This window comes from Bacillus sp. GW823-FHT06A10 (genome assembly GCF_058795375.1).
Genome location: NZ_JBXAHT010000003.1, coordinates 196,651 through 210,954 on the forward strand (window position 1 = coordinate 196,651; position 14,304 = coordinate 210,954).

Annotated in this window: 12 protein-coding genes and 1 other RNA gene; 2 read left to right on the plus strand and 11 right to left on the minus strand. The window is 39.0% G+C overall.

Annotated features, from left to right (window positions below; translation table 11 throughout):
- Positions 1-727 precede the first annotated feature (727 nt).
- On the plus strand, positions 728-1,660 hold the full coding sequence (locus AC1Q8M_RS21825; protein ID WP_098855480.1) for a carbohydrate binding domain-containing protein: 933 nt from the start codon (positions 728-730) through the stop codon (positions 1,658-1,660).
- A 326-nt stretch (positions 1,661-1,986) separates the two neighbouring features.
- Here the strand turns inward: AC1Q8M_RS21825 and ssrA are convergent.
- The 7 genes from ssrA to AC1Q8M_RS21860 all read right to left on the minus strand — a co-directional run bounded on the left by ssrA (position 1,987) and on the right by AC1Q8M_RS21860 (position 8,057).
- Positions 1,987-2,341, minus strand: a transfer-messenger RNA (tmRNA) gene (gene ssrA, locus AC1Q8M_RS21830).
- A 126-nt stretch (positions 2,342-2,467) separates the two neighbouring features.
- Positions 2,468-2,935: an SsrA-binding protein gene (gene smpB, locus AC1Q8M_RS21835; protein ID WP_001123917.1), complete on the minus strand. Its 468-nt coding sequence runs from the start codon at positions 2,933-2,935 to the stop codon at positions 2,468-2,470.
- Positions 2,936-3,183: 248 nt separating this feature from the next.
- The gene (rnr, locus tag AC1Q8M_RS21840) at positions 3,184-5,628 is read right to left on the minus strand and encodes a ribonuclease R (protein WP_098855479.1); all 2,445 of its coding nucleotides are present in this window, start codon (positions 5,626-5,628) and stop codon (positions 3,184-3,186) included.
- A 142-nt stretch (positions 5,629-5,770) separates the two neighbouring features.
- Positions 5,771-6,511, minus strand: a complete 741-nt coding sequence (estA, locus tag AC1Q8M_RS21845; RefSeq protein WP_176522245.1) for a carboxylesterase — start codon at positions 6,509-6,511, stop codon at positions 5,771-5,773.
- 160 nt (positions 6,512-6,671) lie between these two features.
- Entirely contained in the window at positions 6,672-6,905 is a 234-nt protein-coding gene (gene secG / locus AC1Q8M_RS21850; RefSeq protein WP_000557266.1) for a preprotein translocase subunit SecG, read from the minus strand.
- Positions 6,906-6,999: 94 nt separating this feature from the next.
- Positions 7,000-7,692 (minus strand): LrgB family protein, encoded by a 693-nt coding sequence (locus tag AC1Q8M_RS21855; RefSeq protein WP_000078304.1) that lies wholly within the window; start codon positions 7,690-7,692, stop codon positions 7,000-7,002.
- Positions 7,689-8,057, minus strand: coding sequence for a CidA/LrgA family holin-like protein (locus AC1Q8M_RS21860; RefSeq protein WP_000673222.1), 369 nt, complete (start codon positions 8,055-8,057; stop codon positions 7,689-7,691). Before AC1Q8M_RS21860 ends, AC1Q8M_RS21855 begins: the two co-directional genes overlap by 4 nt.
- 352 nt (positions 8,058-8,409) lie before the next feature.
- Between AC1Q8M_RS21860 and AC1Q8M_RS21865 the strand changes: the two genes are divergently transcribed.
- Positions 8,410-9,360, plus strand: coding sequence for a nucleoside hydrolase (locus AC1Q8M_RS21865; RefSeq protein WP_098361558.1), 951 nt, complete (start codon positions 8,410-8,412; stop codon positions 9,358-9,360).
- A gap of 51 nt (positions 9,361-9,411) precedes the next feature.
- Here the strand turns inward: AC1Q8M_RS21865 and eno are convergent, their stop codons facing one another.
- The 4 genes from eno to AC1Q8M_RS21885 are packed head-to-tail and all read right to left on the minus strand — an operon-like array spanning position 9,412 to position 14,236.
- Positions 9,412-10,707, minus strand: coding sequence for a phosphopyruvate hydratase (eno, locus tag AC1Q8M_RS21870; protein WP_000103951.1), 1,296 nt, complete (start codon positions 10,705-10,707; stop codon positions 9,412-9,414).
- 30 nt (positions 10,708-10,737) lie between these two features.
- Positions 10,738-12,267 (minus strand): 2,3-bisphosphoglycerate-independent phosphoglycerate mutase, encoded by a 1,530-nt coding sequence (gene gpmI, locus AC1Q8M_RS21875; protein WP_001231158.1) that lies wholly within the window; start codon positions 12,265-12,267, stop codon positions 10,738-10,740.
- Positions 12,264-13,019, minus strand: a complete 756-nt coding sequence (gene tpiA, locus AC1Q8M_RS21880) for a triose-phosphate isomerase (protein WP_001231038.1) — start codon at positions 13,017-13,019, stop codon at positions 12,264-12,266. The genes gpmI and tpiA overlap by 4 nt, the downstream gene beginning before the upstream one ends.
- Before the next feature lie 32 nt (positions 13,020-13,051).
- Positions 13,052-14,236 carry a phosphoglycerate kinase gene (locus AC1Q8M_RS21885; protein WP_001036331.1) on the minus strand — a complete coding sequence of 395 codons (1,185 nt, stop codon included), beginning with the start codon at positions 14,234-14,236 and terminating at the stop codon, positions 13,052-13,054.
- Positions 14,237-14,304: the final 68 nt, after the last annotated feature.

Sequence of the window (14,304 nt, forward strand, 5' to 3'; positions counted from 1 at the left end):
AGATAATCATCTAATTATTCAACCGAATCGGAAGCATAAATTGACCGTGTTTTAATTATTAACCCATAAGCTTGCCGTGAGTTTTATTAATGTAGCTTTGGAATAATGTTTGGCCAAATTGATACTAATAACCTTAATAAACGAGCAAGTGGAAGTGACGCTTTCGTTAGTTAATAGGTCACTTTGCTCTCTTGATATGCTTTCTTTACCCGTTCAATTTGAGCGAGGTGTCCTTGTATATATTGAAGATCTTTCAAGGGCTAGAAGGGGCACCTGTGCTGGGAAGTGCAAAGTAGATTCCAGTAAAAGGATAAAAAGTGTACGGTGCACTTTTTAAAAAGGTTTTTGGTAATCATTTTGCAGTACGTTAAGGTATTCATAGTGTTGCAAATATCTATTTTCTATTTCGCTACGAATATCACCGTATTATCGAAAATTAATTTGCAACACAATATATGCAACGTTATGGCGCCATAAAAATCAAGCCCAAGTGGAGTGTTGCATAAATGTTAATTTTTGCAACTGTCGATGCATCGTGTATTACATTTTCTGTAAGTTGTTTTACACTTCACGGCACGGTTGCTCCCTCTACCCCTTCAAATGAAAATAACCTAAATCTCGCATACATAAATTATTTATTGTTAAAGTTGTTCTTTGGCAGGTTTATCCAAACATATATAGAAATATGAAAAAGTAAATTTTAATCTGACCAAAGGAGATGAAGAAATTGTTAAAAAAAGTCGGTATAGGAGTCTTTTCTACAGCAATTGTATTAAGTGCCAGTATAGGTTTTTCAGGTATTGTATCAGCAAATAGTTCATCTGCAAATGAACAAGTTAAGAATGGAGATTTTGAGGATGGGCTAAATAACTGGATTTTATCTAATCCTAATTCTTCTACCGAGAATATCGGCACTTCTGAACCAGCCAATCATTATCTCAAATTAATACATGCAGACACAGCCTATCAGCCTGTTACTGTAAAGCCGAATACAGAATATACATTAACATTTGATATAGCGGGAAGTATAGGTTCTCCATCAGAAGTAACAGTAGGTAATCTGAATGCCCATCAAGAAATCGTTCCATTAACAAAAAAGCAATATTCAGGATTTAAGCCGGAACATCATGAGATGAAGTTTAAAACAGGGGAAGATGTGTCAAACTTTGCTGTCAAACTTGCTTCTACAGCAAATGGGAGGGTTAAGTTTGATAATGTACAATTAAAGGAGAAGGAGAACCCTTATATTTTAAATATTGATTTTGACCACAATTCAAGTTTAGAACCTTTTAAACCAGCATATGGCTCTTTAATTTACAATATTGAAGAGCATGCAGGAGTAAATAATTCTAAAGGACTTCATTTTAGTTCAGGAGCTGGTCATCTTAAGGGAGACGTAACTTTGAAGCCTAATACTACATACATCATGTCCGCATCTGGAAAAGTATCGGGTCCTGAAAAAACCTTATTTGTAGGAGCACAGTCTCCTGGGGGAGAAAACACATTTGTTATGGCGTTTACTTCCACACAGTATGAACAAAAATCGGTTGAATTTACTACTCTAAATACTAATAATCCATATAAGGTCATCTTACAAATTAATGGATATGTTAACATCGGTGATGCCTATCTTGATGATATCGTACTAGTTGAAAAGTAGCCATAATTAAAAATATATTTCTATCATTGACACATGAAAACAATTCTAGAAATGAGTCGCCATATGCCCATCAACTTAAAGATTTTATAACGCCCCAAAACGAAAAAAATGTACATTTTTTTCGTTTTGGGGTATTTGCTATTCTTAGATTGATGATGATGTGATGCTATCCCTAAAAGTCGCGACTTTATTTAAAGGCGACATTAAAAATATTCTTCAAATCCTGGAAGCATAAGTTGGCCGTAAACTAAAAGAAGCATAAGTCGGCCAAAACGGCCATCTTATGCTTCTTGTTATACAAAATAAAAAAACCACCAAATATGTATTGGTGGAGACGGTGGGAGTCGAACCCACGTCCAAAAATATCGGCACTTAAGCTTCTACGAGTGTAGTCGATATATTAGCATTTCGCGAACTCTTCGGCCTATCGACAGGCTTCCAAGTTGCTAGTCTGATTGTTCTCTTCCTTCGCCCTCAGACGGCGAACTCCGGCGTAGTCCACTTAGTTTGAGTCCCTTACCCTACCACATGGACGATGGAGGGAGGAACCTTTAGTGCAATTAAGCAGCTAAAGAAAGATTGTTTTGTTTGCCAATTATAGGCTTTGACGTTTTAACGAGGCCGATCCCCTCGACTCGCAACCTAAGCTCGAACTATCCCTGTCGAATCCGTAACGTCCCCATGATAAAAATGGAGCATACGAAGAAAATATCGTGATAGCTACTAAGAGCTGTTTTTCAATGTGCAACAACCTTACATAAGTTATTATATCATACGCGCGCCGTTTTACAAATGTAAATATCTGTATTACATCTTTTGGCGATCACGGAACACGCGTGCAATTTCACGTTTCGCTTCTTTCTCTTTTAAATCGTGACGTTTATCATATTGTTTCTTACCTTTTGCTAAACCAAGTGCCATTTTTGCAAATCCATTTTTCAAATAGATTCTAAGTGGAACTAATGCGTAACCTGTTTCTTTTGCAGCGCCCGCTAGCTTATCAATTTCTTTTTTATGAAGAAGTAATTTTCTCGTACGAAGTGGATCATGGTTGAAACGATTCCCTTGTTCGTATGTATTAATGTGCATATTATGAACCCATACTTCACCATTATGTATACGTGCAAACGCATCTTTCAAGTTCACGCGACCAGCGCGAATCGACTTAATTTCCGTTCCTTGAAGGACAAGCCCTGCTTCGTATGTTTCTTCGATGAAATAATCATGAAACGCTTTTTTATTTTGTGCAATAACCTTACCTGTACCTTTTGGCATATAACGTCCCTCCTCTATTTTTACTATTGTAACAAATGTAAACAAAAAGCGAAAGTGGCTCGCTTAGAATCTTTGGACATTGGAACTCCCGACAGAGAAGCGCTTTTTGCTTCGTCCGAGGGAGTGAAATGGCCAACAGATTCTAGCCACTGTAGCTGGATTCCATAAAAAGCGAAAGTGGCTCGCTCTCAAGCCACCAAGAAAAAAGAAAAAGCCCCGCTTTTCATCAAAGCGAAGCCACTCTTTTCTTACTTACGCTTTTTCTTTTTCTTCTTGAATCCTGGTACGTTTTCGAAAAATCCTTTTTTCTTCTTGCCGTTACCATCTTTTTTCCCTGGCTGACTTGCGGATGTGGATGTGGATGCAGATGCAGATGCAGATGCGGATCCTCTTCCTTTTCCTTTGCCACCACGATCAAATTTTCTACCTGTGCCACGTTCACCGCCGCGCTCATTACTGCGCTCGCTACGTCCACCGCGTTTCTTTCTGCCTGTTCTTGGCTGCTCGATAACGACTGGACGATCTTTGAACTTACGGCGAGGTGTACCTTTCATGCCAACGATTTCAAAGTCGATTGCACGCTCGTCTTTGTTTACGTTAATAACGCGAATTGTAATTTCGTCACCGATGCGGAATACGTTTCCTGTACGTTCTCCGATCATAGCGAAATGTTGCTCGTCATAACGGTAGTAATCATCCGTTAAATAACTAACATGTACAAGACCTTCAATTGTATTTGGAAGCTCTACGAATAAACCGAAGTTTGTTACAGAGCTAATCATACCGTCATACTCTTCACCGATCTTATCAACCATATACTCTGCTTTTTTCATCTCATCTGTTTCACGCTCTGCTTCAACAGCACGGCGTTCCATATTAGAAGAGTGCTCTGCAATCTCAGGTAATTTTTCACGCCATTTTGCTTGCGTTTCATTGTCGACTTTACCATTAATAATGTATTCACGAATTAATCTATGAACAATTGTATCTGGGTAACGACGAATTGGTGATGTGAAATGTGTGTAGAACTCAGTTGATAAACCGAAATGTCCTAAACTATCCGCATCGTAACGAGCTTGCTTCATAGAACGAAGCATAACTGTTGAAATAACTACTTCTTCTGGCTGCCCTTGAACCATTTCAAGAATTTGTTGCAGCGCACGAGGGTGCACTTCATTCGCACGTCCTTTTACCGCATATCCGAAGTTCGTTACAAACTCGAAGAAACGCTCAAGCTTATCTTCTTTCGGATCTTCATGGACACGGTACATAAACGGTACGTTCATCCAGTGGAAGTGCTCTGCTACTGTTTCATTCGCAACAAGCATAAATTCTTCAATTAACTTCTCTGATACAGAGCGATCGCGCATAACAACATCAGTCGGTTTTCCTTCTTCATCTACTAATACTTTCGCTTCTTTAAAGTCAAAGTCAATTGCACCACGGCGCATACGTTTTTCACGTAGAATTTGTGCCAATTGCCCCATCTCTTTAAACATCGGTACTAATGGCTCATAACGCTTAATTAGCTCTTCGTCCTCATCTTCTAAAATGCTTCTTACGTCAGCATACGTCATACGCTCTGTCGTTTTAATCACACTTTGGAAAATCTCGTGTTTAACAACATCACCTAAGTTGTTGATTTCCATTTCACAAGATAATGTCAGACGGTCTACTTTCGGATTTAATGAGCAAATACCGTTAGATAGACGATGTGGAATCATCGGAATTACACGGTCAACAAGATACACACTCGTCGCTCTTTCCGCTGCTTCTACATCAATTGGAGAACCTTCTTGAACGTAATGACTTACATCCGCAATGTGAACGCCAAGCTTGTAGTTACCGTTCTCAAGCTTCGTTACTGTAACAGCGTCATCTAAATCTTTCGCATCTGCACCATCAATCGTTACGATCATTTGATCACGTAAATCACGGCGATCTTTTAAATCTTCTTCTGAAATCGTTTCTGGTACACTGTTTGCATGCTCCATCACTTCTTCAGGGAATGCTAAAGGTAAATGATGTTTATGAATGACAGATAAAATATCTACTCCTGGATCATTTTTATGACCTAGAATTTGAATAACTTCACCTTCTGCACTTAAACGATTTTCTGGGTAGCTCGTAATTTTCACAACTACCTTATGACCTTCTACAGCACCCATTGATGCACTTTTCAAGATAAAGATATCACTCGTCCAGCGCTTATTGTCAGGTATAACAAAGCCAAAGTTTTTCGATTCTGTATATGTACCAACAAGTTCTTTCGTTCCACGCTCTAAAATGCGTACAATTGAACCTTCTTGACGTGAACCGCTCGATTGAGAACTAAGTCGTGCTAATACTGTATCGCCATGAAGTGCACCGTTTAATTCTGTAGGAGGGATGAAAAGATCATCGTCTCCCGTTTTCTTCTCGTCTGGTACAACGAATGCAAAGCCACGTGCATGTCCAATTAACTTACCTCTTACTAAATTCATCTTTTCAGGAAGACCGTAACGGTTGCTACGTGTACGAATAACAAGTCCCTTCTCTTCCATCATTACAAGTGCCTTTACAAAATCTTTAAAGCCCTCAGAACCTTCAATTCCAAATGCCTCTTCTAACTCTTGTATCGTTAGCGGTTTATACGCTTCTTCTCTCATAAATAATAACAACTTATCAATATGTTCTTGTGTGATTTCTTCCAAGCAAAAATACCTCCTTTAAAACCTTATATTATTTAGTGTATCCGAAAGATAGGGGATGTATAAAGCGAAACTTCAATACTCCCCTTATGATTTTTACAGTTTTCACAAAAAATTCCTTATGAAAAAAAGAGGCAACTAGATCTTACCAATCTAGTTGCTCCAAGAAGTTATATACATCCTCATGTAGCTCGTCACGTTGTTTATCAAGTGTAATGACATGCGTAGAGTCTTCATACCATTTAATGTCTTTTAACGTAGATTCTACACCGTTATAAATAATGTTAGCACTATCTGTATTAATCATTTCGTCATGACGTGCTTGTACAACAAATGTTGGTGCATAAATCATATCCACATTGTTACGTACGTCAGCAATTAATTGTTGTAATGCTTGTAATGTATTCATCGGTGTCTTTTGGAATTCCAACATTTCTTGTTCAATTTGTTCTGGTGATTTTTGCTCACGTTTTTTATATTCGCGGGCATATGCCAATATACCTTGGTACATCGTTTCTTCGCTCTTAATATACATCGGTGCACACATTGGTACTACACCTAAAACCGGTACTGTATAACCTAATTTTAAAGAAAATACGCCGCCAAGTGACAATCCAACAACAGCAATTTTCTCAAAACCTTTATCTTTTAAAAGCTGATATGCCTCCGTTACATCTTGCCACCAATCTGTAGGGCCTGTATGAACAAGCTCTTCTGGTGGTACACCGTGCCCTTTATAAATTGGCGCATGACAAGTATAGCCTTTCTTTTCTAAGAAACGCCCTAACATACGTACATCAGCTGAGTTCCCTGTGAATCCATGTAGTAATAAAACAGCGCGGTCTCCACCCTCAAATGTAAATGGTTTCGGAGATGCTAATTTCATCATGTACTTCTCCTCTTTCTCTTCTGTAATCTAGTCGTATTCTTTCTATATCTAGTGTACCATATTTACATTTCTATAATCTAATTAGAAACATCTTTCAAATGGCAAAACAAAAAAGAAGAACCATTAGTACATCTTACTAACGCTTCTTCTTTCAATTCTATAAGTTTAAGTACGTAACAGCAATTGTTAATACAAAGAACAATACAGCTAAAACAATTGTAATACGGTTTAATACTGCTTCAATTCCACGTGCTTTTTGCTTACCAAATAATTGCTCTGCACCGCCTGAAATTGCACCTGAAAGGCCTGAGCTATTACTAGACTGCATAAGTACCATAACAATCATTAAAATCGATACAGTAATAAGTAAAACGGATAATAACGTATGCACTTGGCGTACCTCCTACAAAGATTCAGTTATTGTAACTGTAGCATAAATCCTATAGAAAAGCGAGAGCTATAGAGTTGCCCTCGCTTTTCTTCTATTACATAAACATCATTGCAAATAACGGTCCAAGTAAACATGTCAAAATTGCTGTTAATGTCATTGTTACCGATCCAATAACACCTTCATGCTCGTTATTTTTCATTGCTCTCATAACACCCATAATATGAGAAGCACATCCAAATCCGATACCTTTACCAACTGAGTTTGTAACACGGCTCCATTTTAATAAGAGAGGTCCTGTAATTGTTCCAGTAATACCTGCGATAACAACGAAAGCTGCTGTTAAGGAAGGTACACCACCAACTTGTTCAGAAACGCTCATCGCAACTGGCATTGTTACCGATTTTGGTAAAGACGATAAGATTAAGCTTTTATCTGTTCCCATAAGTGAAGCAATAGCAAAATCACTAGCGATTGCGACTGTTGTACCTACTAATACCCCGCCAGCAATCGGTACAACATATTTTTGCAGAACATGACGTTGTTTATAAAGAGGAATTGCAAATGCTACAACACCGGGTCCAAGTAGCTTTGCAATCCAGCCACCACCACTTTCCATATAATGTTGATATGGTATATCAAGCACGATAAATAGGAAAGCCATTAATCCTGTTGCTACAAGCATTGGAATGGTGAATGGTGTTGGAAATAATTTATAGATTTTTTTAGATAATTGATATAATAGCACCGTAAAAAGAACCCAACCGATTCCGATTAATATTTGGCTCATCGCGACTCTCTTTCCTTCCTATTCGCAAGATATTGTCCTGTATGTCCTGCGACAATAATAATTAAAAATGTACTCGCTACAACTGTAATGAAAAGAGAAATTCCTTTACTCATAAAAAAAGCACCGTAATTCATTAGGCCAAGCGTTGGCGGAATTAATAAAAACGGCATAATAGCAACGAGTGTTTCTGCTCCTAAATCGAACCATTTCACTGGAAGAACTTTTAGGCTAAGTAAAACAAGTAAGAGGAACATCCCTATCAAACTTCCTGGAATTGGAATGTTTAACATTTCTTGCACCCAAGTTCCAACCATATAAAACACGTAAAGAGCAGCAATTTGGACAAGAATCTTTGTAAATTTCATGTTCATCATCCCTCATGTTTATACGATCTTCTGTTAATATCTTTATCATAGTATAAATTGTAAAAAGCTGCAATTTATCAACTTGACAGCAAAAACAGCCTATGTTATACGCTTACAACCTTGATATGACTGCATTTCCAAACAAAAATTACGTCAAAAACCTTGACCTAATATAAAAAGTTTTTATTTTCTGAATTTACAAGACTGTTATTTCAATAAAATAATCTTTTTATCCTTAAACTTACATATATATAAAGTGAAACTTTAATCATTGAGGGTTTCCTCATCCCCATTGATTATTAGCCTTCACCAAGCGGGTTTGTACGTGATAAACAATATAGGTGGTGAACATATGCCCAAAAAAGTTCTTATTTTTTGTGATCCTGGGATTGATGATACGATGGCTCTCCTCTTATCATTCTTTATCAATGAAATAGAAATCGTCGGTATCGTTGCTGATTACGGCAATGTTCCAAAAAAAATGGCCGTAGAAAATGCTCATTTTCTTACAAGCGAAGTAAAGGGTAGAAATATCAAAATCTTTGGTGGATCAGAACGTCCAATTACTGGTGCTCCTCCTGCTTTTTTTACAGATGTACACGGGAAACAAGGGCTCGGACCAATTATTCCAAAGGTGAATGTAACTAACGAAGAAATGGAGAATTTTTTTGAAGTTATTCCTCTTATTGAACAGTATAAAGATGAATTAATTATTGTGAGCTTAGGAAGACTTACTTCCCTAGCAATTTTATTTATCGTATGTAAACAATTAATGGAGCAAGTTAAATCTTACTACGTAATGGGCGGTGCCTTTTTACATCCTGGTAATGTTACCCCTATTTCCGAAGCAAACTTTTATGGCGATCCTACTGCAGCTAATATAGTCCTTCAATCCGCAGCTAACATGTACATATACCCATTAAACGTCACCCAATATTCCATCATTACACCAGAAATGGCCGAATACATTGAGGCAAAAGGAAAAGCCCCACTTGTCAAACCGTTATTCGATCATTATTACTACGGATATTATAAAGACGCCCTACCACATTTAAAGGGCAGCCCCTTCCATGACACAATGCCAATACTCGCTTTACTTGATAACTCTATGTTTACCTATCACAAATCACCTATCGTTGTCATGGCAGAATCTTATGCGCAGGGGGCAAGCATTGGAGAATTTCGCTCTTTAGGAGAACCTAAACCATTTATTGATTGGCCGAGTCATCAAATAGCAATTGATTTTGATTATAACCGCTTCTTCAAACATTTCATGTCACTTATGACAGGTGAACAATTTTAACATAAAAAAACAGACCGTGATTTCTCACGGTCTGTCGCTTATTTTCTACAATTATCGTTTGATGTTATAGAAAGATTTGATACCATCGTAAACAGCGATTTCGCCTAGTTCGTCTTCGATGCGTAATAATTGGTTGTACTTAGCAATACGGTCAGTACGGCTCATAGAACCAGTTTTGATTTGGCCAGCGTTAGTTGCAACTGCGATGTCAGCGATTGTAGCATCTTCAGTTTCACCAGAACGGTGAGATACAACTGCTGTGTAACCAGCACGTTTAGCCATTTCGATAGCTTCAAAAGTCTCAGTTAAAGTACCGATTTGGTTAACTTTAATTAAGATTGAGTTAGAGATACCTTTTTCGATACCTTCAGCAAGTTTTTGAGTGTTAGTTACGAATAAATCGTCACCAACTAATTGTACTTTATCACCGATACGCTCAGTTAATAATTTGTGACCATCCCAGTCGTTTTCGTCTAAACCATCTTCGATAGAGATGATTGGGAAGTCTTTGCAAAGCTCTTCGTAGAAATCAACCATTTCTGCAGAAGTTAAGCCAGTACGGCCTTCGCCTGCAAGGTCATATTTACCAGTTTCTTTGTTGTAGAACTCAGAAGAAGCAACGTCCATTCCTAAGAATACGTTCTCGCCAGCTTTGTAACCAGCTTTTTCGATAGCTTCGATGATTACTTCTAGAGCTTCACGGTTAGAACCAAGGTTTGGAGCGAATCCACCTTCGTCACCTACTGCAGTGTTAAGACCTTTGTCATGTAATACAGCTTTAAGTGCATGGAATACTTCAGCACCCATACGGATTGATTCTTTGAATGTTGGAGCACCAACTGGTAAGATCATGAACTCTTGGAAGTCAACGTTGTTATCAGCGTGAGAACCACCGTTGATGATGTTCATCATTGGAGTTGGTAATTGTTTTGCATTGAATCCACCAAGGTAACGGTATAATGGAAGACCTACGAAGTCAGCTGCTGCGTGAGCTACTGCCATAGATACACCAAGGATAGCGTTAGCGCCTAGTTTACCTTTGTTTGGAGTGCCATCTAATTCGATCATAGCACGGTCGATACCAGCTTGGTCAGTTACATCGAAACCAGCGATTTCTGGAGCGATAATTTCGTTAACGTTGTTTACTGCGTTAACAACACCTTTACCAAGGTAACGAGATTTGTCACCGTCACGTAATTCTACTGCTTCGTGCTCACCAGTAGATGCACCACTTGGTACGATAGCGCGTCCGAAAGCGCCGCTTTCTGTGTAAACTTCTACTTCTACAGTTGGGTTACCACGAGAGTCAAGGACTTCGCGAGCATAAACATCAATAATTGTTGACATAATAAATTCTCTCCTTTTTATATAAGCAAATTATTTAATAATTGTTTTACCTGTCATTTCTTTCGGTTGTTCCACATTTAAAAGTGTAAGCATTGTTGGAGCGATATCTCCTAAAATACCACCTTCACGAAGCTCTACATCATTTTTTGTAACGATGAAAGGAACCGGGTTAGTTGTATGAGCTGTCATAGGACCGCCATCAGCAGTTAACTCCTGATCAGCATTACCATGGTCAGCAGTAATAAGTGCTACACCATCTTTTGCAAGAATCGCTTCTACAACTTTTCCTAAACATTCGTCAGTTGCTTCTACTGCTTTAATTGTTGGTTCCATCATCCCAGAATGGCCAACCATATCACAGTTCGCAAAGTTAAGAATGATAACATCATGTTTATCATTTTCGATTTCATTTACTAAAGCGTCCGTTACTTCGTAAATGCTCATTTCAGGTTTCAAGTCATACGTTGCAACCTTTGGTGAGTTAATTAAGATACGCTCTTCTCCTGGGAATTCAGCCTCACGACCACCGCTAAAGAAGAATGTAACGTGCGGATACTTTTCAGTTTCCGCGATGCGAAGTTGCTTTAATCCCGCTTGCGCAACAACTTCACCTAAAGTGTTATCAAGGTTCATTGGCTTGAATGCCACGTAACCATCTACAGTTTCACTGAAGTGTGTCATACATACGAATTCTGGAATGTGAGGTACTTTTTCACCACGATCGAACTCACGGAAGTCTTCGTTTGTAAATACACGAGCAATTTGAATTGCACGGTCTGGACGGAAGTTATAGAAGATAACTGCATCATCATCATTGATTGTTGCAACTGGCGTGTTATCTTCGTTAACAATTACAGACGGCAATACGAATTCATCATAGATACCGTTCGCATAAGAGTCTTCTACACACTCTTCTGCTGATTTATAAGTAGGGCCTTCACCATTCACCATAGCACTGTAACATTTTTCTACGCGATCCCAACGCTTGTCACGGTCCATAGAGTAATAACGACCAGAGATAGTCGCGAATTGTCCTACTCCTGTTTCTTTAATTACTTCATTCGTTGCATCGATATAACCTTTTGCTGTTTGTGGTCCAACATCGCGGCCGTCTAAGAATGCATGGATATAAACTTTCTCCACGCCTTCTTTTGCTGCTAAGCGAAGAAGAGCAAACATATGGTTCATGTGACTGTGCACACCACCGTCAGAAAGTAAACCGAATAAATGAAGTGCAGTACCTTTTTCTTTTACACTTTTAATTGCATTTTGGAAAGTTTCGTTCTTATCGAACTCACCTTCACGAATTGCAACGTTAACGCGTGTTAAGCTTTGATATACTACGCGGCCAGCACCGATATTTAAGTGACCAACCTCAGAGTTACCCATTTGACCTTCTGGAAGACCTACCGCCTCACCACAAGCTGTAAGCGTTGTATGAGGGAATTTGTTCCAGTAACCATCAAAATTAGGTTTCTTAGCTTGTGCTACAGCATTCCCGTAAGTTTCTTCACGAAGTCCGAAACCGTCAAGAATGATTAAAGCTGTTGGCTTTCTCATTTTACCGCCCCCAGAAGACCTAAGAACGAAGCAGGCTCTAAGCTAGCACCGCCAACTAAAGCGCCGTCGATGTCAGATTGTGCCATATACTCTTTAATGTTTTCTGGTTTTACGCTACCGCCGTATTGGATACGAACAGCTTCTGCAGCTTCTGGAGAAACAGCTTCTGCAACAACTTTACGGATGTGCGCACATACTTCGTTTGCATCTGCAGAAGAAGAAGATTTACCTGTACCGATAGCCCAGATTGGCTCATAAGCGATAACAGTTGCTTTAACTTGCTCTTCTGTTAAACCTGCAAGTGCTTTTGTCACTTGACCTGCTACTAGATCAAATGTTTTTCCGCTTTCGCGCTCTTCTAAAGTCTCACCACAACATACGATTGGTGTTAAACCATGTTCAAATGCTGCGATAGTCTTTTTGTTTACTGATTCGTCTGTTTCAGCAAACATTTCACGACGCTCAGAGTGGCCAAGTACTACATAGCCAACTTTTAAGTCGCTAAGTGCTACTGGGCTAATTTCGCCAGTGAATGCACCATTTTTTTCGAAGTGCATGTTTTGTGCACCTACTTGTAAGTCAGTTCCTTCAGTTGCTGCTACAAGGCGCTCTAAGAATAGAGCTGGAGAGCAAACTACTGCATCAACAGCTGAAGCTGCTGGGATTTGACCTTTAACTTCCTCTACGAAGCTAACTGCTTCAGATAGAGTTTTATTCATTTTCCAGTTACCTGCGATAATTGGTTTACGCATGCTTTGCACCGTCCTTTTTCTTTGGCTGCTACTTATTTGTCGTTAAGACAAACTACACCTGGAAGCTCTTTACCTTCCATGAATTCTAATGACGCACCGCCGCCAGTAGAAATGTGGCTCATTTTATCAGCCATACCGAATTTTTCAACAGCTGCTGCAGAGTCACCACCGCCGATAACAGAGTATGTATCTTCTGCATCTGCTAATGCTTGTCCTACTGCTTTTGTACCTTCTGCGAATGGAGTCATTTCGAATACACCCATTGGTCCATTCCATACAACAAGCTTAGAATTTTTAATTACATCTGCATAAATTTCACGTGTTTTAGGACCGATGTCCACGCCTTCCCAGTTAGAAGGGATAGAGTCGATACCAACGATTTTAGTTGTTGCAGTTTCAGAGAATTCCTCAGTGATTACAACATCAACTGGCATGTAGAAGTTTACGCCTTTTTCTTTTGCAAGTTGCATAAATTCTTTAGCTAGTTCAATCTTGTCGTCTTCACATAGAGATAGACCAATTTCATGACCTAAAGCTTTAACGAATGTGTAAGCAAGTCCGCCACCGATGATTAAGTTATCTACTTTGTCTAATAGATGACGAATTACACCGATTTTATCTTTTACTTTCGCACCACCGATGATAGCTGTAAATGGACGTTCTGGGTTAGAAAGTGCTTTACCAAGTACATCTAACTCTTTTTCCATTAATAGACCAGATACTGCTGGTAGGTAGTCTGCGATACCTGCTGTAGAAGCATGAGCACGGTGAGCTGCACCGAATGCATCGTTTACGAAGATGTCAGCAAGTGCTGCAAATTCTTTCGCAAGTTCTGCATCGTTCTTTTCTTCGCCCGCATAGAAACGTACGTTTTCAAGAACTAATACGTCGCCTTCGTTCATTGCTGCAACCATTTCTTGTGCAACTGGTCCGAATGCTTCGTCCGCTTTTTTAACATCTTTACCAAGAAGCTCGCCTAAACGTGCTGCTACTGGAGTAAGACGTAATTCTTCTACTGCTTGACCTTTTGGACGGCCTAAGTGGCTTGCTAAAATAACTTTCGCACCTTGCTCTACTAAATATTGAATTGTAGGAAGAGCTGCACGGATACGAGTTTCATCTGTAATTTTGCCTTCTTTCATAGGTACGTTGAAATCAACGCGGCAAAATACACGCTTACCTTTTAAATCTACGTCACGAATTGATTTTTTGTTCATTGGATTTCCCTCCGACTACTAGTTAGGATTGACAAAACCCATTCAAAAGCTTAACACATTTGCTTTTA